Source organism: Pseudomonas sp. MNR3A, assembly GCF_009650575.1.
GTDB lineage: Bacteria > Pseudomonadota > Gammaproteobacteria > Pseudomonadales > Pseudomonadaceae > Aquipseudomonas > Aquipseudomonas machongensis.
Window position 1 is genome coordinate 155,500 of the sequence record NZ_VZZS01000029.1, and the last position, 20,678, is coordinate 176,177.

Sequence of the window (20,678 nt, forward strand, 5' to 3'; positions counted from 1 at the left end):
AACGGGAGACGGACATGAGCGACGCACAGAGCGCCCGTGACAACTACCAGGGCGTGTGGGGCCAGCGCATCGGCTTCGGCCGCAAGGCGGCCCTGCTGATGATCGACTTCATGCAGGGCTATACCACCCCCGGTGCGCCGCTCTACGCCCCCGGTGTGGTGTCGGCCGTCGAGCAGGCCAGCGGCCTGCTGGCGCTGGCGCGTGACTGCGGTACTCTGGTGGTCCACACCAATATCCGCTACCAGCCCCCGCACTTTGCCGATGGTGGCGTGTGGGTGCGCAAGGCGCCGGTGATGAAGGACATGGTCGAGGGCAATCCACTGGCTGCATTCTGCGAGGCGGTGATGCCACTGGCGCAGGAAGTGGTGCTGAGCAAGCAGTATGCGAGCGCCTTTTTCGGCACCAGCCTTGCACCGCTGCTGCATGCGCAAGGGGTCGATACCGTGGTGCTGGCCGGCTGTTCCACCAGCGGCTGTATCCGCGCCAGTGCGGTGGATGCGCTGCAGCACGGGTTCCGGACCATCGTGGTGCGCGAGTGCGTCGGCGATCGCCATGAGGATCCGCACGAAGCGAACCTGTTCGACATCGACAGCAAGTACGGCGATGTCGTCAGCCGCCAGGAGGCCATGGAGCAACTCAAGCGCCTGGCCGACTGAGTCGAGCGCCTTGTACCCATAACAATCGAGGAACGGTGCAGGAACGCCCGTTCCATCGCCGTCCGCTGTGCGGACGGTCGCCCCGCAGGAGCACTCGGGGTCTTGTGACGCTGCCCTGGACAGCCGCCTGTAGTGTGCGGCGCTCTTGGAGCGTCGAAAACTGCTGGCCTAAAAACAACCACAAAGTCGCCGCCAGGAGACAAGAAATGCCAATTGCGAATGCAACCGCGGTTCACAGTGCAACCGACCAAGGCACACAAGCGCTCTACCGCAAGATCACATGGAGGCTGATTCCCTTCCTGTGCTTCTGCTATCTCGCGGCCTATCTGGACCGTATCAATGTCGGCTTCGCCAAGCTGCAGATGCTCGAAGACCTGCAGTTCAGTACCGCAGCCTACGGCCTGGGGGCCGGGCTGTTCTTCGTCGGCTACATCATCTTCGAGGTGCCGAGCAACCTGATCCTGGAGCGCGTCGGTGCCAAGCTCTGGATTGCCCGGATCATGATCACCTGGGGCCTGCTGTCGGCCTGCACCATGTTCGTGTCCACCACCACCCAGTTCTATATCCTGCGTTTTCTGCTCGGGGCCGCCGAGGCGGGCTTTCTCCCGGGCGTGCTGTACTACCTGACCATGTGGTATCCGACCTACCGGCGTGGGCGCATCATCGCGCTGTTCATGATCGGCTTGCCGCTGTCGAGCGTGATCGGCGGGCCGATCTCTGGCTGGATCATGGGGCACTTCGACCAGGTCCACGGCCTGCATGGCTGGCAGTGGCTGTTCCTGCTCGAGGCGATCCCCAGCGTGCTGCTCGGTATCCTGACCTTCTGGGCCCTGCCGAACAATTTCCACCAGGCCAAATGGCTGTCCGACGATGACAAGGCGCAACTGGCCAGCGACCTGGCTGCGGACGATGCCGAGGGCAAGGGCAGCAAGCACAGCTTCCGCGATGGCTTCTTCAACCTGAAGGTATGGATGCTCGGCGGCATCGATTTCTCGATCCTGCTCAGTGCCTATGCCATGGGGTTCTGGATGCCGACCTTCATCCGCGATGCAGGCGTCAGCGACACCTTCCACATCGGCCTGCTCACTGCGATTCCGAGCCTGGCCGCGCTACTCGGCATGCTGATGATCGGCGCCAGTTCCGACCGTCATCGCGAGCGTCGCTGGCACATCATCGTGCCGTTCATCATCGGCGCCATCGCCATGGCCAGCAGCACCCTGTTCAGCCAGAACCTGGTGATGACCGTGGCGCTGTTCGCCATCGCCTCGGCGGCGATCATCGGTGCGGTGCCGGTGTTCTTCAGCCTGCCGGCGACCTTCCTCAAGGGTACCGCCGCGGCCACCGGTTTCGCCCTGGCTTGCTCGCTGGCCAATATCGCGGGCCTGGTGAGCAACTCGCTGATGGGCATCGTGACCGATCTCACCGGTACCTCCCATGCGGCATTGTGGGTGTTCGCCGGCTGCCTGATCCTGAGCTGCTTCCTGGTGATCGCGCTGCCCGCGAAGCTGGTCAACCGCTAGTGGTCGACCGCTTCTCGCAACAGTAGCCCGGCGGGCCTGGCGCCCGCCTGATCCCTTCATCACGCCATCCGCACGTCGGCGGCCTTCAGGCTGCCGCGGTGGATCGCTGTTGCCCGAATCCAGGAGTCGCTCCCCATGCACGTACAGATTTCCCAGCGTTTTTCATCGGCTACCCGACTGGCCGGTGGCTGCGTCGCCGCAGCGCTGTGCCTCGATGCCTCTGCCGAAGACAGCGGTTTCATCGAAGGCGCCCGCGCCACCTTGCAGGCGCGCAATTACTTTTTCAGCCGCGACTATGCGGATATCAAGGGTACCAGCACCCAGTCCCGTACCCAGGAATGGGCGCAGGGGTTCATCCTCAATGCCAGCTCCGGTTATACACAGGGGACGGTGGGTGTCGGCCTCGATGTGACCGGGCTGCTCGGCTTCAAGCTCGACAGCAGCCCGGAACATTCGAAGTCGGGCCTGCTGCCGAGCCTTGCCAGCGGCAAGTCGGCGGACGAGTACAGCCGCCTGGGTGCGGCGATCAAGTTCAAGGTGTCGCAGACCGAGCTCAAGGTCGGTGAGCTGATGCCCAACCTGCCAGTGCTGTTGTTCAGCGACTTGCGCCTGCTGCCGCCAACGTATCAGGGGGCGATGCTCGAGTCCCGCGAGATCGCCGGGTTGACCTTGAACGCCGGCCAGTTCCGCTCCACCAGCCTGCGCGACTCGTCCAACAGCCAGAAGATGTACGCGCTGGTCAACGACCCGATCAACCCGTCGCGGCTGGCGCGCTTCACCAGCGACCGCTTCAACTACGTCGGCGCCGACTATGCTTTCAACGACAACCGCACCAGCGTCGGGGTGTGGCAGGCGCAACTGGAGGATATCTACCAGCAGCGCTTCTACAGCTTCAAGCACGCCGAGCCGGTGGGCGACTGGACGCTGGGTGTCAATGCTGGGTACTTCGACGCTCGCGAGGACGGCCGCAAGATTGCCGGTGACTACGACAACCATGCCTTGTTCAGCCTGTTCTCGGCCAAGACTGGCGGGCATACCTTCTATGTGGGCTACCAGCAGATCGGCGGCAAGGATGGCTTCATCCAGGTCGGAGCCAACACCAACCCGATGGGCAACACGCTGCCAACCTACGAGTTCTCGGCGCCGGGGGAACGTTCGTGGCAGGTGCGCCATGACTATAACTTCGTGGCCCTGGGCATTCCCGGCCTGACCTCTACCCTGCGCTATGTGAAGGGCGGGGATGTGGACACCGGGCTTGGCTTCGAAGGGCGTGACCGGGAGCGCGATCTGGACCTGGCGTATGTGGTGCAGAGCGGGCCGCTGGCCGGGCTGGGGGTGCGGGTTCGCAATGTCATGGCGCGGTCCAACTACCGGACCGATATCGATGAGAACCGGTTGATCCTGAGCTATACGGTGAAGTTGTTCTGATCGGGGTGTGCTGAGTCAGTACGGGCCTTTTCGCGGGCAAGTCGCAAGGCAGAACCGCTCCCCCTGTGGGAGCGAGGGCTCGGCGCCCCGACTTGTCCCGCGAGGCAGACGACGCGCTGCATGGCACCGGCTACGCCGGTGATCGCGGGACAAGCCCGCTCCCACAATTAACACCGCAGTATTCAGAAGTTGCGGAGCTCTTGTAGTGGCAACTGTCTTGCTCAAAATCTAAAGACCAGCCCAATCCCTGTGGGAGCGGGCTTGTCCCGCGATCACCGGCGAAGCCGGTGCCATGCAGCGCGTTATCTTATTCGTGGGTCAAGTCGGGGAGCCGAACCGCCGCTCCCAGACTAACTCACTCCTCAAGCCCAAGCCGCTCGACCAGCGCCGCCGCATACCCCGGCAACCCGGCAAAATCCCGGGCGCACAGTTGCAGCCGACGATTGGCCCAGTCTTCCTCCAGCGCCACCCAGCGCAAGGGCAGCACCCCCTCCCAGCGTCTCACCGAGGCCAACGGCACCACGCCGACCCCGGCACCCCCGGCTACCATGCGGATCACACCGTCAAAACCTTCGGCCCGTACCCGTACCTGCATGCGCCGCCCGAGGCGCAGTGCCTGTTCTTCGAGGTGCAAGGCAAGTGCGCTGTCCGCACCCAGCCCCACATGGCCATGCACGAGGCTGTCGACGAAACGTGGCGCCGAGAGCCCAGCCAGCGGATGCCCGTGGGGCATGATCAGCACCAGCGGGTCTTCGCGAAACGGCCGCACCTGCAGGTGCTCGCTCGGTGCCGCCGTGGAAATGATGCCCAGGTCCGCAGTCCCCTGGGTGATCGCCTGTACGATGCGCAGGCTCGGTTGCTCCTGCACGTCGACGCTGACGCCCGGAAACGCCACCAGGTATGCAGCCAGCAACTCCGGCAGGTACTCGGTCAGCGCCGCGGTATTGCACAGCAGGCGCACCTGCCCCTGTTGGCCTTGGGCATATTGGCCGAGGTCGTACTGCAACCGCTCGACCTGCTGGGCGATCAGCCGCGCATGCTGCAACAGCGCCTGGCCCGCAGGCGTTGGCTGCACCCCTCGGCGGTTGCGTTCGAGCAAGGCAATACCCAGCGAGGTTTCCATGGCGCGGATCCGCGCACTGGCCGCAGGCAGCGAAAGATGGCTGCGGCGGGCACCGGCGGTGATGTTGCCGCATTCGAGCGTGTGGCGGAAAAGGCCGAGGTCGATCAGGTCGAAATGCATGTGCCTCTGTCCTGGCAAGAGTCTGGCTGAGTATATGGCAGATTTTCAGCCCATCGCCGAGGGTGCAGGATGGCGTCATGAATACCTTTATCGCGTTGTATCAAGACATGGGGCTGGCGCTTTCGCTGCTGGTTATCTTTACCTTCGCCCTGGCCGGTGCGGTCAAGGGGGTGATCGGTCTGGGAATGCCGACCATCGCCATGGGCATGCTCGGGCTGGCTATGCCTCCGGCGCAGGCAGCGGCGCTGCTGATCGTGCCCTCTACCCTCACCAACCTGTGGCAGCTCGCCTCTGGCGGGCACCTGCGCGGGCTGCTCAAGCGCCTGGGCGGCATGTTGATGATGATCGTCGTGGGTACGCTGCTGGGTAGCCTGTGGCTTGGCATCGACAGCGGCCCATGGGCGGCGCATGCGCTCGGCGGGGCACTGCTGGTGTATGCGTTGTATGGGCTGGTGGGGCCGGGTTTGCGGGTCGCGCCGCAATGGGAATCGTGGCTGGGGCCGCTGTGCGGCCTGCTGACCGGTGTGGTGACGGCAGCGACCGGGGTGTTCGTGATGCCCGGTGTGCCCTACCTGCAGGGCCTGGGGCTGAATCGCGATGAGCTGGTCCAGGCGATGGGGCTGTCGTTCACGGTCTCGACCTTCGCACTGGCGCTTGGCCTGGCCGGGCAGGATGCGCTCGACGGCCCGGCCCTGGGTGCGTCATTGCTGATGCTGGTGCCCGCCCTGCTCGGCATGTTCGCCGGCACCTGGCTGCGTCAGCGCATCAGCGCCGCGCTGTTCAAGCGCTGCTTTTTCATCGGCCTGGCGCTGCTTGGCGGGCACCTGTTGATCAACGGCTAGCGGAAGACGGGCTGAGCATCTCGATCATCTGGATATCGAAGTCGCGCTCCAGATAGTCCATGCGCTTCTCGAAGAACGCAGCCATGTGCGGCAGCGCCGAGTGCACGTCGAGGGCGGCCTTGTCGGCCCAGACCTCGTAGAACACGAACAGGCTCGGATCTTCCTTGTCACGCAGCATGTGGTACTCGATGCAGCCGGGCTCCTGGCGGCTCGGTTCGACGTAGGCGCGGAACAGGGTTTCGAAGGCTTCGGCCTTTTCAGGACGGGTCTTGGCTTTGAGGATGAAAGCGAACTGCTCACTCATGGCGATGGCCTGTGCGGGGGAAAGTGAGCAGATTGTACTGCAATAATCAGATGTCTATTCGTGACTTGAAGGCAAATGTATTTTGCCGCCACCCGGCTTTTTCCTGTGCTCGCGACTGCCTAATCTGCCGCCATCACTTTTGACTCGGTCGGCAGGCGAACTTGCCTCGGACCGACCCAGACCCGCGAGGCTCACCATGAAAAAGATTCTTCTGCTCAACGGCGGCAAACAGTTCGCTCATTCCGACGGCCGCCTGAACCGCACCCTGCACGAGGCCGCCCTGGCCTATCTGGACCGCGCCGGTTTCGATGTGCAGCAGACCTTCATCGACGGTGGCTATGACGTCAAGGAGGAGGTGCAGAAATTCCTCTGGGCGGACGTGGTCATCTATCAGATGCCAGGTTGGTGGATGGGCGCGCCCTGGACTGTGAAGAAGTACATCGATGATGTCTTCACCGAAGGCCATGGCAGCCTGTACGCCAACGATGGCCGCACCCGTTCCGATGCCTCGCAGAAGTACGGCAGCGGCGGCCTGATCCAGGGCAAGCAGTACATGCTCTCATTGACTTGGAACGCACCGCAGCAGGCCTTCGACGATCCGACCGACTTCTTCGAAGGCAAAGGTGTGGATGCGGTGTACTTCCCGTTCCACAAGGCCAATCAGTTCCTTGGCATGACCGGCCTGCCGACCTTCCTGGCGGTAGATGTGATGAAGCGCCCGGATGTGCCAGCAGCACTGGCAGCGTATGAAGCGCACCTGGCCAAGGTGTTCGGCAAGGCCGAGTGATGACGCGGCGCCACTTGCGCCGTTATCGCCCAGCAGCTATCAATCAGCACTACCCCAAGCTCAAGGCCGCCGCGTGAAAACCCGATCCGAAGAACTCCAGGTATTCGTCGCCGTCATCGACTGCGGTTCGATCTCCGCCGCCGCCGAGCAGATGGGCCAGACCCCGTCGGCGGTGAGTCGTACCCTGTCGCGCCTGGAGGGCAAGCTTGGGACCACGCTGGTCAACCGCACCACCCGGCGCATGGACTTGACCGAGGAAGGGCGTTTCTTCCTCGAGCGTTCGCGGGCCATCCTCGAGCAGATGGACGACATGGAGGAGCGCCTGTCGATGAATCGCCAGACCCCGTCCGGGCGTTTGCGGATCAACGCCGCGGCACCGTTCATGCTGCATGCCATCCTGCCGTGGATCTGCGAGTTTCGCCGCCAGTACCCCGGCATCGAGCTCGAGCTCAATACCGACGACCTGATCATCGACCTGCTGGAGCAGAGCACCGACGTGGCCATTCGCATCGGTGAACTGGCCGATTCCAGCCTGCACGCCCGATCGCTGGGGTGCAGCCCCGTGCAGGTGCTCGCCAGCCCGGATTACCTGGCCCGGCGCGGCACACCGCAGAAGGTCGAAGACCTCAGTGCGCACTGCCTGCTGGGATTCAGCGCACCTGAAACGCTCAATCAGTGGCCGTTGCGCCATGCTCAGGGCGATCGCTGGCCGATCCGCCCGGCGATCCTCGCCTCCAGCGGCGAGACCCTGCGCCAGCTGGCATTGGCCGGTGAGGGCATCGTCAGCCTGTCGCATTTCATGACCCACGAAGACATTCGCGCTGGCCGCCTGCAGGTGGTGCTGGCCGAGGCCAACAACGGCTATCGCCAGCCGATCCACGCGGTCTACTACCGCAATACTCAACTGGCGCTGCGCATCCAGTGCTTCCTCGACTTCATCCAGCGCAAGCTATCGATGTACGCCTGCTGAGTTACCTGAACGCGACAGATTTGCCCAAAGACGCCTCCCTTCCTGTGTGCCGTTTGCTTAGTCGCAACGGTTGAGCCTTAAATGAGTGCTCGACAAAAACAACACCAAGGAAGTGTCATGCGTATCGTCATGTTCCAGTCCCTGGCCCTCGGGGCCGCGATCCTGAGCTGTTCTTCCGCCTATGCCGTGACACTCGAAGGTGGCGCGGTGGCGGCGCCCGATCAATATGGCGCACAGGTAGCCGCCGACATTCTCAAGAAGGGCGGTAACGCGGTGGATGCTGCGGTCGCCACCGCCTTCACCCTGGCGGTCACCTACCCGGAAGCCGGCAACATCGGCGGCGGTGGGTTCATGACCCTGTTCGTCGACGGCAAGCCGTACTTCCTCGACTACCGTGAAGTCGCGCCCAAGGCCGCCACGCGCAACATGTACCTGGACGACAAGGGCGAGGTCATCGAAAACCTCAGCCTGGTTGGCGTGCGCGCTGCTGGCGTGCCCGGCACGGTGATGGGCCTGTGGGAGGCGCACCAGAAGTTCGGCAAGCTCAAGTGGAGCGAGCTGCTCACCCCGGCCATCGGCTACGCGCAGAACGGCTTCAAGATCGCGCAGAAGCAATACCAATATCGCGACGATGCCCAGGGCCTGTTCAAGACTGCTACCAACTTCAATGACTACTTCGGCAACATGAAGGTCGGTGAGCTGTTCAAGCAACCCGAGCTGGCCAAGACCTTGGAGCGCATCGCCGACAAGGGCGTCAGCGAGTTCTATCAGGGCAAGACCGCTGACCTGCTGGTGGCGCAGATGCAGGCCGACAAGGGCCTGATCACCAAGGAAGACCTGAAGGACTACAAGGCCGTGTGGCGCGATCCGATCGCCATCGACTGGCGTGGCAATGTGGTCTATACCGCGCCACCGCCAAGCTCTGGTGGCGTCGCTCTGGCCCAGCTGTTGGGCATCAAGGAAGACCGCGCAGCCGACTTCAAAGGGGTCGAGCACAACTCGGCGAAGTACATCCACCTGCTGGCCGAGATCGAGAAGCGCGTGTTCGCCGACCGCGCCGACTACCTGGGCGACCCGGCCTTCACCAAGGTGCCGGTCAAGGAGCTGGTGGCCAAGGACTACCTCGCCAAGCGCGCGGCGCAGGTCAACCCCAATGCGATCTCCGACACCGACAAGGTCAAGCCGGGCCTGGAGCCGCACCAGACCACGCACTTCTCCATTGTCGACAAGCAGGGTAATGCGGTGAGCAACACCTATACCCTGAACCTCGACTATGGCAGCGGCGTGGTGGTCAAGGGCGCGGGCTTCCTGCTCAACGACGAGATGGACGATTTCAGCGCCAAGCCGGGAGCGGCCAACGCCTTTGGCGTGGTGGGTGGGGATGCCAACGCCATCGAGCCGGGCAAGCGCATGCTCTCGTCCATGAGCCCCAGCCTGGTCACCCGCGACGGCAAGCTGACCCTGGTGGTCGGTACGCCCGGTGGTTCGCGGATCTTCACCTCGATCTTCCAGGTGATGAACAACCTGTACGACTATGGCATGCCGCTGGAAAAAGCCGTGGCCGCCCAGCGCGTGCACCATCAGTTGCTGCCCAAGGACACCATCTATTTCGACAGTTATGCACCGCTCAAGGGACAGGTGGCGGAGGATCTGAAGAAAATGGGCTATGTGCTCGAGGATCAAGGCTGGGAGATGGGTGATATCCAGGCGATCCGGGTCACCGGCGACAAGCTCGAGACCGCTTCCGATCCGCGCGGGCGCGGGGTGGGGTTGATCGTTCGCTAACCTGACAAGGGGCGAGGGCATCTTGTGCTCGCCCCTTTGCATACCTGTGATTTCTGTCAGTTGTTGGACCTGCTCACGTTCTCTATAACTCAGGCGACCCTAGTCTGTTCGCCAGTGGAGATTTCGTGATGAGCGTGTCCCAACCCTTGAAGTTTCTAGTGCTGCCGCCCGGCGTATGCCACCTCGAAGCGCCGACGCTAGAGGGCAGTCGCCCTCATCCTGGCTATCCTGGAAATGCCTCGCGGACCTGGTATGACTACGCTTTTGTGCATGCCCAGCGTCACAACAACTTGAACGTTCGTGTCCCCACCACTCATATGAGCGTTGGTGACAAGGTCGTCGTCTCGATCTTTTCTGGCTGGTTGTATGAGTTGCCCGCCGTCGTGATTCAGGCCAGCCATCTGCAAGATGGCCTGGTCCTCGTCCCTTTCCCGGCGAACATGATGATCAGTTGCCAGGGTAAAAGCGCCCATTGCAGCTACCGTATCGAGCGCACTCCCTGCGTGATTGCTGTCTCGAATCCACGTCGCGTGCGTATGGAGTCTCGCATTCGCGAGACGGCTGACGTTCGCACTCCAGCCTTTGTGCGGCCACGCATTTTGCAGGAGGCCGGGAGGCGTGTGTTCTTCATTCCGGCAGTGGGTCTGACCTTCGGCGGCAAGCTGGAGATCAGCTGCTATGACGATGCATTGGGGCTAGAGGTGGAGCGCAATCTTCCTCTGCCTGCGTCAGGTGCTGATTTCAGGCACGACATCACGCCTTGGTTCAATCGTCGGAAATCACCTCGCGGTTGGTTTGCCTACAGCCTGAGCAAAGTGGCAGGCGACAGGGTGTTCTCGGAGCTGCGAGAGTACGATAACTGGTGAACCACCCTGCCACAGTATGACCGGGGCCATGGCACGGCACCGTTCATGACTCAGACGCGGAAGTGGCTGACCATCGTCTGCAACTGCCCGCCCAACCGCGCCAGCTCCACGCTTGACGCTGCTGTTTCCTCGCTGGCTGCCGCCGTTTGCTCCGACACATCGCGCACATTCATGATGCTGCGGCCGATTTCGTCGGCCACGGCGCTCTGCTGCTCGGCTGCCGCTGCGATCTGCTGGTTCATCGCCTGGATCCCCGACACGGTACGGGTGATGCTGGCCAATGAGGTGCCCGCCTTGCGTGCCAGTTCCACGCTGCTGTCGGTCAGCCCGCTGCTGCCTTGCATGGCGGTGGCCACGCGCTGGGTGCCGTTTTGCAGGCTGGCGACCAGCTCTTCGATCTCTTCGGTGGATTTCTGCGTGCGCTGGGCCAGGGCACGGACCTCATCGGCGACCACCGCAAAGCCGCGCCCGGCTTCACCGGCACGCGCCGCTTCGATGGCGGCATTCAGTGCCAGCAGGTTGGTCTGCTGGGCCACCGACTTGATCACGTCCATGACGCTGCCGATCTTCTGGCTTTCCTGTTGCAGCAGGTTCATCGCCTCGGTGGAGTGCTGTACTTCAGCGGCCAGGCGTTCGATCTGGCCGATGGCCTCGTTCACCACCCTGTCGCCGGCACGGGCCTCGCCGTCGGCCTGGGTGGCGGCCTGGGATGCCTGCTCGGCATTGCGTGCGACCTCCTGTACGGTCGCCGTCATCTCGTGCATGGCGGTGGCGACCTGGTCGGTCTCGACCTTCTGATTGTTGACCCCGGCACTGGTCTGCTCGGTCACCGCCGACAGTTCCTCGGCGGCGCTGGCGATCTGGGTCACGCCGTCGCGGATACCGGTGATCAGTGCGCGCAGGGTGTCGCCCATGCCCGCGATGCCCTGCTGCAGGGCACCGAGTTCGTCATGCCGGGTGATTTCCAGGCGCTGGGTGAGGTCGCCTTCGGCGATCTTCTTCACCACCTCGAGGGTTTCCTGCAAGGGGCGGGTGATCTGGCGGGTGATGACCACGGCGCCGAGCAGGCCGAACACCAGCGCCAGCAGCGCCACGCCCAGTTGCAGGTTGCGCGCCTGGGCGGTATCGACGTCGCGTCTGCCAAGTTCGATCTTGTACAGCTCGTCGCTGCGCTTGGTGATCTGCGCCTGCTCCTCGATCATTTCCTGGCGTGCCGTGGCGATCGCCGCCCGGGCGTCGCGTACCGGCTGCTCGGCGTCGGGTTTGCTGGCGATGGTGCGGTAGCCCTGGCGCATCTTGTCCAGCGAGGCGCGGTACTGGTCGATGTAGGTGGCCTGTTCGCGCAGCAGTTGCAGGCTCTGGGGATGGTCGAAGCTGGCGAGCAGTTCCTGCTTGTGCTGTTCGAAGGTGTCCAGGCGGGCCAGCACGGTGGCGGCGGCGCTCTCGTCGCCATCGGCGAGCATGTATTGCAGACGCGCCACGCGCAGGTTGTTCAGGTGCGTGTTGAATTGGGTGATCTGCCCCATCGAGTTGCTGCGTGCGACGAGGTTTTCCAGGCTGTTCCAGCCGGTCAAGGCCAGTGCAGTGGTGAGTAGAAGGACCAGGCCGAAGCCCAGCATCAGTTTGAGTTTGACGCTGATGTTGGCAAACCAGTTGCTCATGGAGGTTCCCCGGGGGAAAGCGCCTGCTCGCGGGATGTCCCGTCACTCGGCATTTGTTTTTGTGATGGGCCCTCCGTTGCCGCAGAAGAGATATCGGCAATGTTTGCAGGAGCTGAAACGCCGTTCAGCAGATTTTTTGGGGGAAGGATTGGGGCCGCGACGCGGCCCCGGAAGGCGTGGTCAGACGCGGAAATGGCTGACCAGGGTTTGCAACTGTCCACCCAGGCGCGCCAGCTCGACGCTGGAGGCGGCTGTCTCGTCGCTCGCGGCGGCGGTCTGCTCGGACACATCGCGTACGTTGAGGATGCTGCGGCTGATCTCTTCGGCCACGGCACTCTGCTGCTCTGCGGCGGCGGCGATTTGCTGGTTCATCGATTGGATGCCCGACACGGTACTGGTGATGTTCTCCAGCGACGCGCCGGCCTTGCGTGCCAGTTCCACGCTGCTGTCGGTCAGGGTGCGGCTGCCGAGCATGGCGTTGGCCACCTGCTGTGTGCCGTTCTGCAGGCTGGCGACCAGCTCTTCGATCTCTTCGGTGGACTTCTGCGTGCGCTGCGCCAGGCCACGCACTTCGTCGGCGACCACGGCGAACCCACGTCCCGCCTCACCGGCACGAGCCGCTTCGATGGCGGCATTGAGCGCCAACAGGTTGGTCTGCTCGGCCACCGACTTGATCACGTCCATGACACTGCCGATCTTCTGGCTTTCCTGTTGCAGCAGATTCATCGCTTCGGTGGAGCGGTTGACCTCGGCGGCCAGGCGCTCGATCTGGTTGATCGCCTCGCCCACCACTTTGTCACCGGCACGGGCTTCGCCGTCGGCGTTGGTTGCTGCAAGCGACGCCTGTTCGGCGTTGCGCGCGACTTCCTGCACGGTGGCGGCCATTTCGTGCATGGCGGTGGCGACCTGGTCGGTCTCGACCTTCTGGCTGTTGACACCGGCGCTGGTCTGCTCGGTCACCGCCGACAGCTCCTCGGCCGCACTGGCGATCTGGGTAACGCCGTCACGGATGCCGCTGATGAGGTCACGCAGGGTCGTACCCATGCGCGCAATGCCTTGCTGCAGCACGCCCAGTTCGTCGCGGCGGGTGACCTGCAGGTTGTGGGTCAGGTCGCCACCGGCGATCTTCTCCACCACGGCGAGGGTCTCGCGCAGCGGGCGAGTGATCTGGCGGGTGATGATCACGGCGGCGAGTACGCCGATGAGCAGAGCCAGCAGCGTCGCGCCGATCTGCAGGGTGCGGGCCTCGGCACTTTCGATGTCACGGCGTTCGAGCTGGATCTTGTACAGGTCGTCGCTGAGCTTGACGATGTCGCCGCCCTGCACGGTCATTTCCTGGCGGGACACAGCGATCTGGGCTGTCGAGGCGCTGAGCTGGCGAACCGACTCGCCATAGGCACGCACTGCGCCTTCGAACTGCTCGATGGCAGCGCCATCGCTGGTCAGCTGGCGCTTGAGGCCGTCGATCTCGGTGAAGGTCTGCTGCAGTTGGCGCAGCACCGCTTGCTCGGCGACGTCGCTTGGCGCCGCGACATAGCTGCGTACGTCCAGGCGCAACTGGGTAAGTTGCTGGCGGGCCTTGCTGATCACCAGGTACTGCTGCAGGCGGGTCGCATCGCTTTCGTCACGGGCCAGGACATCCTTGCTGATCGTTTCGATCAACTGGATCGCCTTGGTCGCGTTCTGGTCGAGGGTTTCACGGGCCGCAAGGGTGATCTTGTAGCCTGCGCGCATCTTGTCGAGCGAGATGCGATAGTCGGCGATGATCTTGCCCAGCTCACGCAGCAGCTTGAGGTTCTCGGGGCTCTTGAAGGTGCTTTCCAGGTGCTGCTGCTGGGCGCTGAAGGTTTCCAGCTTCGCCAGCGTGTTGGCGGCGGCGGCGTCGTCGCCGTTGGCGATCATGTATTGCAGGCGCGCCACGCGCAGATTGGTCAGGTCAGTGTTGAGGCGGGTAATGTCGCTCATCCAGTTGCTGCGATTGATGAGGCTGCCCAGGCTGGTCCAACTGGCCAGGGCCAGCAGGCCGGTCAATACCAGGACCAGGCCGAAGCCCAGCCCGAGTTTGAGGTTCACGCTCTTGTCGGCAAACCATCTGTTCATGCACGCTCTCCAGAAAATGTGTCTTGCAAAATCTCACGTCGCCGGGCGTTGTTCTTGTAGGGGCCAGCTGATGGGTCCACGGGGTTATCGGCCGAATCGGCTGCGGCTGAAACGTTTATCAGCAGAAAAATGACCCATTGGTCGTATTGCGTTCTGGAGAGGCTCTGCAACGCCCGTTGCAGCAGGGCGTTACAGGTTGCGTGCGTTGAAAGTATCGCAGCGGTTGAGATCGCCACTGCCGAAGCCAGCCTTGAACCAGCGTACCCGCTGCGCCGAGGTGCCATGGGTGAAGGAGTCGGGCACCACGCGCCCTTGACCCTGTTGCTGGAGGCGGTCGTCGCCGATGGCGTTGGCGGCGTTGAGTGCCTCTTCGACATCGCCGGGCTCCAGCCAGTTGAGACGTTTCTGAGCCTGGTAGGCCCAGACACCGGCCAGGCAGTCCGCCTGCAGTTCCTGGCGTACCAGCAGGCCATTGTCGCCCTCCAGGCGCTGGCCGCTGCGGCGTGCGGCATCGACCTTGGCCGAGACGCCGAGCAGGGTCTGTACGTGGTGGCCAATCTCGTGGGCGATCACGTAGGCCTGGGCGAAGTCGCCGGCGGCAGCGAAGCGGGTTTCCATTTCGCGGAAGAACGACATGTCCAGGTACACCCGCTGATCAGCCGGGCAATAGAAGGGGCCGACCGCCGAGGAGGCGAAGCCGCACGCGGAGTTGACCTGGCCGCTGAACAGCACCAGCTTGGGGTCGCGGTATTGCTTGCCGGCCTGGGCGAACAGGGCCTTCCAGGTATCTTCGGTGTCGCCCAGGATCGAGGCGACGAACTCGGCCTGTTGATCATTGGCCGGCGGTGCCTTGCCGCCAGCACCGCTGGGCGCTGCCTGCTGTTGCTCCATCTGGCCGGCGAGCTGGCCGAGGATCTGCAGCGGATCCTGGCCGGTGATCCAGCCGATGCCGATGATCAGCAGCACGGCACCCAGCCCCAGGCCCTTGCCACCGCCGAAGCGCATCCCGCCGCCACCGCCTTCGCCGCGTGCATCCACCACATTGTCGCTGCGTCGGCCTTTTCGCCAATCCATAGAAGTTCTCCGCTGTGAAGGTCGTGCCTGGTTGAAGGGCCGTGGGCTCTGCGCAGCCAGCACCGCAGTCCATCCAGAATAGTCCAGCGCTTCAGATCAGGTGGTCTGACGAAAAGTTGCATAACCAAATGGTTATGTCTGGCGCCCATGTTTTCAGTTTTCGCCCTGCGCGACCTGCCGGAAACTGCGAGTCCGCCTGCCACGCACAGGTGGTTCGAACAATTCCAAGAGAGGAAAACGGCATGCCCGCTCAGGACACCAGCCGCTTCGTGATCCGTGATCGCAACTGGCACCCCAAGGCCCTCACGCCTGATTACAAGACATCCATCGCCCGCTCGCCGCGCCAGGCGCTGGTGAGTATTGCCCAGTCGGTCAGCGAAAGCACCGGCCCTGATTTTTCCCACCTGCGCTTCGGCGAGCATGACCATGACCTGTTGCTGAACTTCAACAACGGTGGCCTGCCGATCGGTGAGCGCATCATCGTTGCCGGGCGGGTCGTCGACCAGTACGGCAAGCCGGTGCCCAATACCCTGGTGGAGATGTGGCAGGCCAACGCCGGTGGTCGCTACCGCCACAAGAACGACCGCTACCTGGCCCCGCTCGATCCCAACTTCGGTGGCGTCGGTCGCTGCCTGACCGACCGTGACGGCTACTACAGCTTCCGCACCATCAAGCCCGGCCCCTATCCCTGGCGCAACGGCCCCAACGACTGGCGTCCGGCGCACATCCACTTCTCCATCAGCGGCCCTTCGATTGCCACCAAGCTGATCACCCAACTGTATTTCGAAGGTGATCCGCTGATTCCGATGTGCCCGATCGTCAAGTCGATCGCCAACCCGGACGCGGTGCAGCGCCTGATCGCCCGGCTCGACATGAGCCACGCCAACCCGATGGACTGCCTGGCCTATCGCTTCGACATCGTGCTGCGTGGCCAGCGCCAGACCCACTTCGAGAATCGCTGAGGAGACCCGTCATGCCTATCGAACTGCTGCCGGAGACCCCCTCGCAGACCGCCGGCCCCTATGTGCACATCGGCCTGGCCCTGGAAGCTGCCGGTAACCCGACCCGCGACCAGGAAATCTGGAACCGCCTGGCCCGCCCGGAGGCTCCGGGCGAGCACATCCTGCTGATCGGCCAGGTGTACGATGGCAATGGCCATCTGGTGCGTGATTCCTTCCTCGAGGTGTGGCAGGCCGACGCCAACGGCCACTACCAGGACATGTTCAACCTGGAGAACACCTTCAACAGCTTCGGCCGGACCGCCACCACCTTCGATGCAGGTGAATGGACCTTGCACACGGTCAAGCCAGGCGTGGTGAACAATGCTGCCGGGGTGCCGATGGCACCGCACATCAACATCAGCCTGTTCGCCCGGGGGATCAACATCCACCTGCACACCCGTTTGTATTTCGATGACGAGGCCGAGGCCAACGCCAAGTGTCCGGTGCTCAACCTGATCGAGCAGCCGCAGCGGCGCGAGACGCTGATCGCCAAGCGTTGCGAGGTGGACGGGAAGACGGCGTATCGCTTCGATATCCGTATTCAAGGGGAAGGGGAGACGGTGTTCTTCGACTTCTGAACGAATGCCGGGGCCTGTCAGGTGGCCCCGGCAATCCATCGATCAGCGCCGCACCAGCAGGACCCCGCTTTCCATGTGGTGGGTGTAGGGGAACTGATCGAACAGCGCGCAGCGTTCGATACGGTGGGTATCGTGCAATTGAGCGATGTTCTGCGCCAGCGTCTCGGGGTTGCAGGAGATGTACAGGATCCGCTCGAAACGCCGGGTCAGCTCGCAGGTGTCCGGGTCCATGCCGGCGCGTGGCGGGTCGACGAACACGGTGCCGAAGTCGTAGCTTTTCAGGTCGATGCCTTCCAGGCGACGGAATGGGCGGACCTCGTTCAGCGCCTCGGTCAGTTCCTCGGCCGACAGGCGTACGAGGCGCACGTTGTCGATGCCGTTTTCGTCGAGGTTGTGCAGGGCGGCGTTGACCGAGGTCTTGCTGATCTCGGTGGCCAGCACCTGGCGCGCGCGGGTGGCCAGGGGCAGGGTGAAGTTGCCGTTGCCGCAGTACAGCTCCAGCAGGTCGTCGCTGCGCTCGCCCATCGCCTCGCAGGCCCAGCCCAGCATCTTCTGGTTCACTGCACCGTTGGGCTGGGTGAAGGCGCCCTCAGGCTGGCGGTAGCTGAAGGTGCGGCCGGCGATGTCGAGCTTCTCCACGGCATAGTCACGGCCGATCACCACGCGCTTGCCTTTGGAACGACCGATCACGCTGACGCCCAGTTGTGCGGCCAGTTGCTGCGCGGCAGCTTCCCAGGCCTCGTCGAGCGGGCGGTGATAGCACAGGGTGACCATGGCATCGCCGGCCAGTGTGGTCAGGAACTCGACCTGGAACAGACGATTGCTCAGGTCTTCGTTGCCCTGCCAGGCGGCCTTGAGACGGGGCATCAGTTCATTGATGCGCTGGCTGGCGATGGGGAAGTCGTCGATCAGAATTGCCTTGTGCTTCTCGCCCGGGGCGAACATCGCGTAGTGGCGTTGACCCTCTTCGCGCCACAGACGGAACTCTGCGCGCAGGCGATAGTGCTCGCGCGGCGACTCGAACACGGCAGGTTGCGGTGCATCGAAGGGCGCCAGCAGCTCGCGCAGGCGCTCGACCTTGGCCTGCAGTTGGGTCGTGTATTGCGAAGGGTCGAAGACGGCACTCATGCGTTGAACCAGCCCAGCTTGATGACGAACAGAATGGACAGGATCACCAGGGCCGGGTTCAGGTCGCGATGACGACCGGAGATCAGCTTGATGGCGGTCCAGGCGATGAAGCCGAAGGCGATGCCGTTGGCGATCGAATAGGTCAACGGCATGGCCAGGGCGGTGACCACTACCGGCGCGGCCTCGGTGACGTCGTCCCAGTTGATCTCGGCCAGGCCCGAGGCCATCAGCACGGCAACGAACAGCAGTGCCGGCGCGGTGGCGTAGGCCGGCACGCTACCGGCCAGCGGCGCGAAGAACAGCGCCAGCAGGAACAGCACGGCTACCACGATGGCGGTCAGGCCGGTGCGTCCGCCGGCACTTACGCCGGCAGCCGATTCGATATAGCTGGTGGTGGTCGAGGTGCCCAGCAGCGAGCCGGCCATGGCTGCGGTGCTGTCAGCGATCAGCGCACGGCCCATCTTCGGCATGTGGCCGTCCTTGCCCATCAGGCCGGCGCGCTTGGCCACGCCGATCAGGGTGCCGGAGTTGTCGAACAGGTCGACGAACAGGAAGGCGAAGATCACGCTGATCAGCCCGACGTCCAGCGCGCCCTTGATGTCCAGTTGCAGGAAGGTCGGGGCCAGCGATGGCGGCATGGAAACGATGCCGCCGAATTGGCTGGCACCCACCAGGATCGACACCACCGTCACGGCGAGGATGCCGATCAGCACGGCGCCGCGCACTTTCAGCGACTCGAGGCCGACGATGAGGAAGAAGCCGAGGGTGGCAAGGATCGGTGCAGGCTGCTTGAGGTCGCCCAGGCCGACCAGGGTGGCTGGGTTATCGACGACGATGCCCGCATTGTGCAGGGCGATGAGTGCCAGGAACAGGCCGATACCGGCGGCGATCGCCGAGCGCAGCGGCAGCGGGATGCTGTTCACGATCCACTCACGGATGCGGAAGATCGACAGCAGGAAGAACAGCACCGCCGAGAGGAATACCGCACCCAGTGCCACCTGCCAGGTGTGGCCCATGTGCAGGACCACGGTGTAGGTGAAGAAGGCGTTCAGGCCCATGCCCGGGGCGAGGGCGATCGGATAGTTGGCGATCAGGCCCATGGTGACCGAGCCGATGGCGGCGGCAAGGCACGTGGCGACGAAGATCGCGCCCTTGTCCATGCCGGTTTCGCCGAGGATGCTCGGGTTGACGAACAGGATGTAGGCCATCGCCAGGAAGGTGGTGACGCCCGCGAGGATCTCGGTGCGCACGTTGGTGTTGTGTGCTTTTAGTTGAAACAGCCTTTCCAGCATGCCTGCTCCCATGGCGCCGCGGCGCCGTGAATGTATTCGACCCCATCAGCAAAGCACAGACCGTACCGGTTGCCGTGGTTTTGTGGGGGCGGAAAAAAGCCGCGCATCATACCAGCATGGGGGGCGGGGGCCTATGGCTGTTGGTCTTTGTGGCGTGGCGCCCACTGTCGGCGCGGCCTGGTGCCGCGAAAGGGCTGCCAGGCAGCCCCATGAAGACTATTGCGGAGTGTGCATGCGGTCGCGGTTGGCCAGGGTCGGGAACAGCTTCATCCACACGCCGGTGACCACCAGCGTGCCCACACCACCCAGTACCACCGCCGGAACTGTGCCAAACCAGTGCGCAGTGACCCCGGATTCGAACTCGCCGAGCTGATTCGAGGCACCGATGAACAGCCCGTTCACCGCGCTGACCCGGCCGCGCATTTCATCGGGTGTCTCCAGTTGCACGAAGGCGCTGCGGATAACCATGCTGATCATGTCTGCCGCGCCCAGTACCACCAGCACCGCCAGCGAGAACCAGAACGAGGTCGACAGACCAAAGGCGATGGTCGCCACGCCGAACACGCCGACGGCGGTGAACATGGTCCGGCCGACCTTGCGTTCTACCGGGAAGCGCGCCAGCCACAGCGACATCAACAAGGCACCTACCGCCGGGGCCGAGCGCAGCAGACCCAGGCCCCAGGCGCCGGTGAGCAGGATATCCTTCGCGAACACCGGCAGCAGCGCCGTGGCACCGCCGAGCAGCACGGCGAACAGGTCCAGCGAGATGGCGCCGAGGATGTCCGGGCGACTGCGAATGAAGCGGATGCCGGCCAGCAGCGACTCCAGGCTGGCACGGCCGCGCTGGGGTGTCTGCTGGCGCGAGTCGAGGCTGAGCATCAGCAGGCAGGCAATGGCGTACAGCAATACCGTCGGGCCATACACCCAGATGCTGCCGAAAGCGTAGAGCAGGCCGCCGACCGCCGGGGCGACGATGGTCGCTGCCTGGGTCGCCGACGCCGACGCAGCGACGGCGCGCGGGAACAGCCCCGGCGGCACCACGTTGGGCAGCAGTGCCTGGGTCGCAGGCATCTCGAAGGAGCGGGTGGCACCGAGCAGGAAGGCCAGCACGAAGATCAGTTCACGGGTGACGCTGTCGGTGGCACTGCCCAGCGCCAGGGCCAGGGCGATGAGCCCTTGCAGGCACTGGCACAGGGCGGCGACCTTGCGCCGGTCGTAGCGGTCGGCGACATGCCCGGTGTGCAGCATGAACAGCACCCGTGGGGCGAATTCGACCAGGCCGACCAGGCCCAGGTCCAGGACGTTGCCGGTGAGCTGGTAGAGGTGCCAGCCGATGGCCACGGTGAGCATCTGGAAGCCACTGGCGGTGAAGACCCGCGCAAGCCAGAACGCGATGAACGGACGGTGGTGACGCAACAGCAACGGTGCGGACTCAGACATCGG

The 20,678-nt window shown here is 63.8% G+C and carries 18 protein-coding genes; 10 read left to right on the plus strand and 8 right to left on the minus strand.

Translation table 11 applies throughout. The features are described 5' to 3' along the window. Positions 1-14 precede the first annotated feature (14 nt). The 3 genes from F6X62_RS19880 to F6X62_RS19890 all read left to right on the plus strand — a co-directional run bounded on the left by F6X62_RS19880 (position 15) and on the right by F6X62_RS19890 (position 3,604). On the plus strand, positions 15-656 hold the full coding sequence (locus F6X62_RS19880; RefSeq protein WP_065861555.1) for an N-carbamoylsarcosine amidohydrolase: 642 nt from the start codon (positions 15-17) through the stop codon (positions 654-656). A gap of 206 nt (positions 657-862) precedes the next feature. Further along, on the plus strand, positions 863-2,176 hold the full coding sequence (locus F6X62_RS19885; protein ID WP_063542688.1) for an MFS transporter: 1,314 nt from the start codon (positions 863-865) through the stop codon (positions 2,174-2,176). 135 nt (positions 2,177-2,311) lie between these two features. Continuing rightward, positions 2,312-3,604, plus strand: a complete 1,293-nt coding sequence (locus F6X62_RS19890) for an OprD family porin (protein WP_153774489.1) — start codon at positions 2,312-2,314, stop codon at positions 3,602-3,604. Between the two features lie 355 nt (positions 3,605-3,959). Here the strand turns inward: F6X62_RS19890 and F6X62_RS19895 are convergent, their stop codons facing one another. Then, a complete protein-coding gene (locus F6X62_RS19895) occupies positions 3,960-4,847 on the minus strand; it encodes a LysR substrate-binding domain-containing protein (RefSeq protein WP_153774490.1) in 888 nt (295 codons plus the stop codon). A 77-nt stretch (positions 4,848-4,924) separates the two neighbouring features. On the opposite strand from F6X62_RS19895, the gene F6X62_RS19900 reads away from it, so the two are divergent. After that, entirely contained in the window at positions 4,925-5,689 is a 765-nt protein-coding gene (locus F6X62_RS19900; RefSeq protein ID WP_153774491.1) for a sulfite exporter TauE/SafE family protein, read from the plus strand. On the opposite strand, the gene F6X62_RS19905 is transcribed toward F6X62_RS19900, so the two are convergent. Next, positions 5,679-5,993 (minus strand): putative quinol monooxygenase, encoded by a 315-nt coding sequence (locus F6X62_RS19905; protein WP_065861559.1) that lies wholly within the window; start codon positions 5,991-5,993, stop codon positions 5,679-5,681. The two genes, F6X62_RS19900 and F6X62_RS19905, sit on opposite strands and share 11 nt — an antisense overlap. 196 nt (positions 5,994-6,189) lie before the next feature. Here F6X62_RS19905 and F6X62_RS19910 point away from each other — a divergent pair, with 196 nt between their 5' ends. The 4 genes from F6X62_RS19910 to F6X62_RS19925 all read left to right on the plus strand — a co-directional run bounded on the left by F6X62_RS19910 (position 6,190) and on the right by F6X62_RS19925 (position 10,401). Continuing rightward, complete coding sequence (locus tag F6X62_RS19910) at positions 6,190-6,780, plus strand: NAD(P)H-dependent oxidoreductase (protein WP_063542698.1); 591 nt, start codon at positions 6,190-6,192, stop codon at positions 6,778-6,780. A 73-nt stretch (positions 6,781-6,853) separates the two neighbouring features. Further along, positions 6,854-7,750 carry a LysR family transcriptional regulator gene (locus F6X62_RS19915; protein WP_153774492.1) on the plus strand — a complete coding sequence of 299 codons (897 nt, stop codon included), beginning with the start codon at positions 6,854-6,856 and terminating at the stop codon, positions 7,748-7,750. A gap of 117 nt (positions 7,751-7,867) precedes the next feature. Further along, on the plus strand, positions 7,868-9,535 hold the full coding sequence (ggt, locus tag F6X62_RS19920) for a gamma-glutamyltransferase (RefSeq protein ID WP_125930824.1): 1,668 nt from the start codon (positions 7,868-7,870) through the stop codon (positions 9,533-9,535). A gap of 128 nt (positions 9,536-9,663) precedes the next feature. After that, the gene (locus F6X62_RS19925) at positions 9,664-10,401 is read left to right on the plus strand and encodes a hypothetical protein (RefSeq protein WP_153774493.1); all 738 of its coding nucleotides are present in this window, start codon (positions 9,664-9,666) and stop codon (positions 10,399-10,401) included. A 50-nt stretch (positions 10,402-10,451) separates the two neighbouring features. On the opposite strand, the gene F6X62_RS19930 is transcribed toward F6X62_RS19925, so the two are convergent. From F6X62_RS19930 to F6X62_RS19940, 3 genes are all read right to left on the minus strand, one after another. Further along, the gene (locus tag F6X62_RS19930) at positions 10,452-12,062 is read right to left on the minus strand and encodes a methyl-accepting chemotaxis protein (RefSeq protein WP_153774494.1); all 1,611 of its coding nucleotides are present in this window, start codon (positions 12,060-12,062) and stop codon (positions 10,452-10,454) included. Positions 12,063-12,242: 180 nt separating this feature from the next. Continuing rightward, positions 12,243-14,162: a methyl-accepting chemotaxis protein gene (locus F6X62_RS19935; RefSeq protein WP_153774495.1), complete on the minus strand. Its 1,920-nt coding sequence runs from the start codon at positions 14,160-14,162 to the stop codon at positions 12,243-12,245. 189 nt (positions 14,163-14,351) lie between these two features. Further along, positions 14,352-15,236 (minus strand): neutral zinc metallopeptidase, encoded by an 885-nt coding sequence (locus F6X62_RS19940; protein WP_125930820.1) that lies wholly within the window; start codon positions 15,234-15,236, stop codon positions 14,352-14,354. Between the two features lie 242 nt (positions 15,237-15,478). Between F6X62_RS19940 and pcaH the strand changes: the two genes are divergently transcribed. Continuing rightward, positions 15,479-16,198 (plus strand): protocatechuate 3,4-dioxygenase subunit beta, encoded by a 720-nt coding sequence (gene pcaH, locus F6X62_RS19945; RefSeq protein WP_063542708.1) that lies wholly within the window; start codon positions 15,479-15,481, stop codon positions 16,196-16,198. A gap of 11 nt (positions 16,199-16,209) precedes the next feature. Beyond that, positions 16,210-16,815: a protocatechuate 3,4-dioxygenase subunit alpha gene (pcaG, locus tag F6X62_RS19950; protein ID WP_065861563.1), complete on the plus strand. Its 606-nt coding sequence runs from the start codon at positions 16,210-16,212 to the stop codon at positions 16,813-16,815. A gap of 42 nt (positions 16,816-16,857) precedes the next feature. On the opposite strand, the gene trmA is transcribed toward pcaG, so the two are convergent. From trmA to F6X62_RS19965, 3 genes are all read right to left on the minus strand, one after another. Then, positions 16,858-17,943: a tRNA (uridine(54)-C5)-methyltransferase TrmA gene (trmA, locus tag F6X62_RS19955; protein ID WP_054892636.1), complete on the minus strand. Its 1,086-nt coding sequence runs from the start codon at positions 17,941-17,943 to the stop codon at positions 16,858-16,860. Continuing rightward, positions 17,940-19,235: an NCS2 family permease gene (locus tag F6X62_RS19960; RefSeq protein WP_054892635.1), complete on the minus strand. Its 1,296-nt coding sequence runs from the start codon at positions 19,233-19,235 to the stop codon at positions 17,940-17,942. Before F6X62_RS19960 ends, trmA begins: the two co-directional genes overlap by 4 nt. Positions 19,236-19,451: 216 nt before the next feature. Then, positions 19,452-20,675, minus strand: coding sequence for an MFS transporter (locus F6X62_RS19965; protein ID WP_063542712.1), 1,224 nt, complete (start codon positions 20,673-20,675; stop codon positions 19,452-19,454). Between the last annotated feature and the right edge of the window lie 3 nt (positions 20,676-20,678).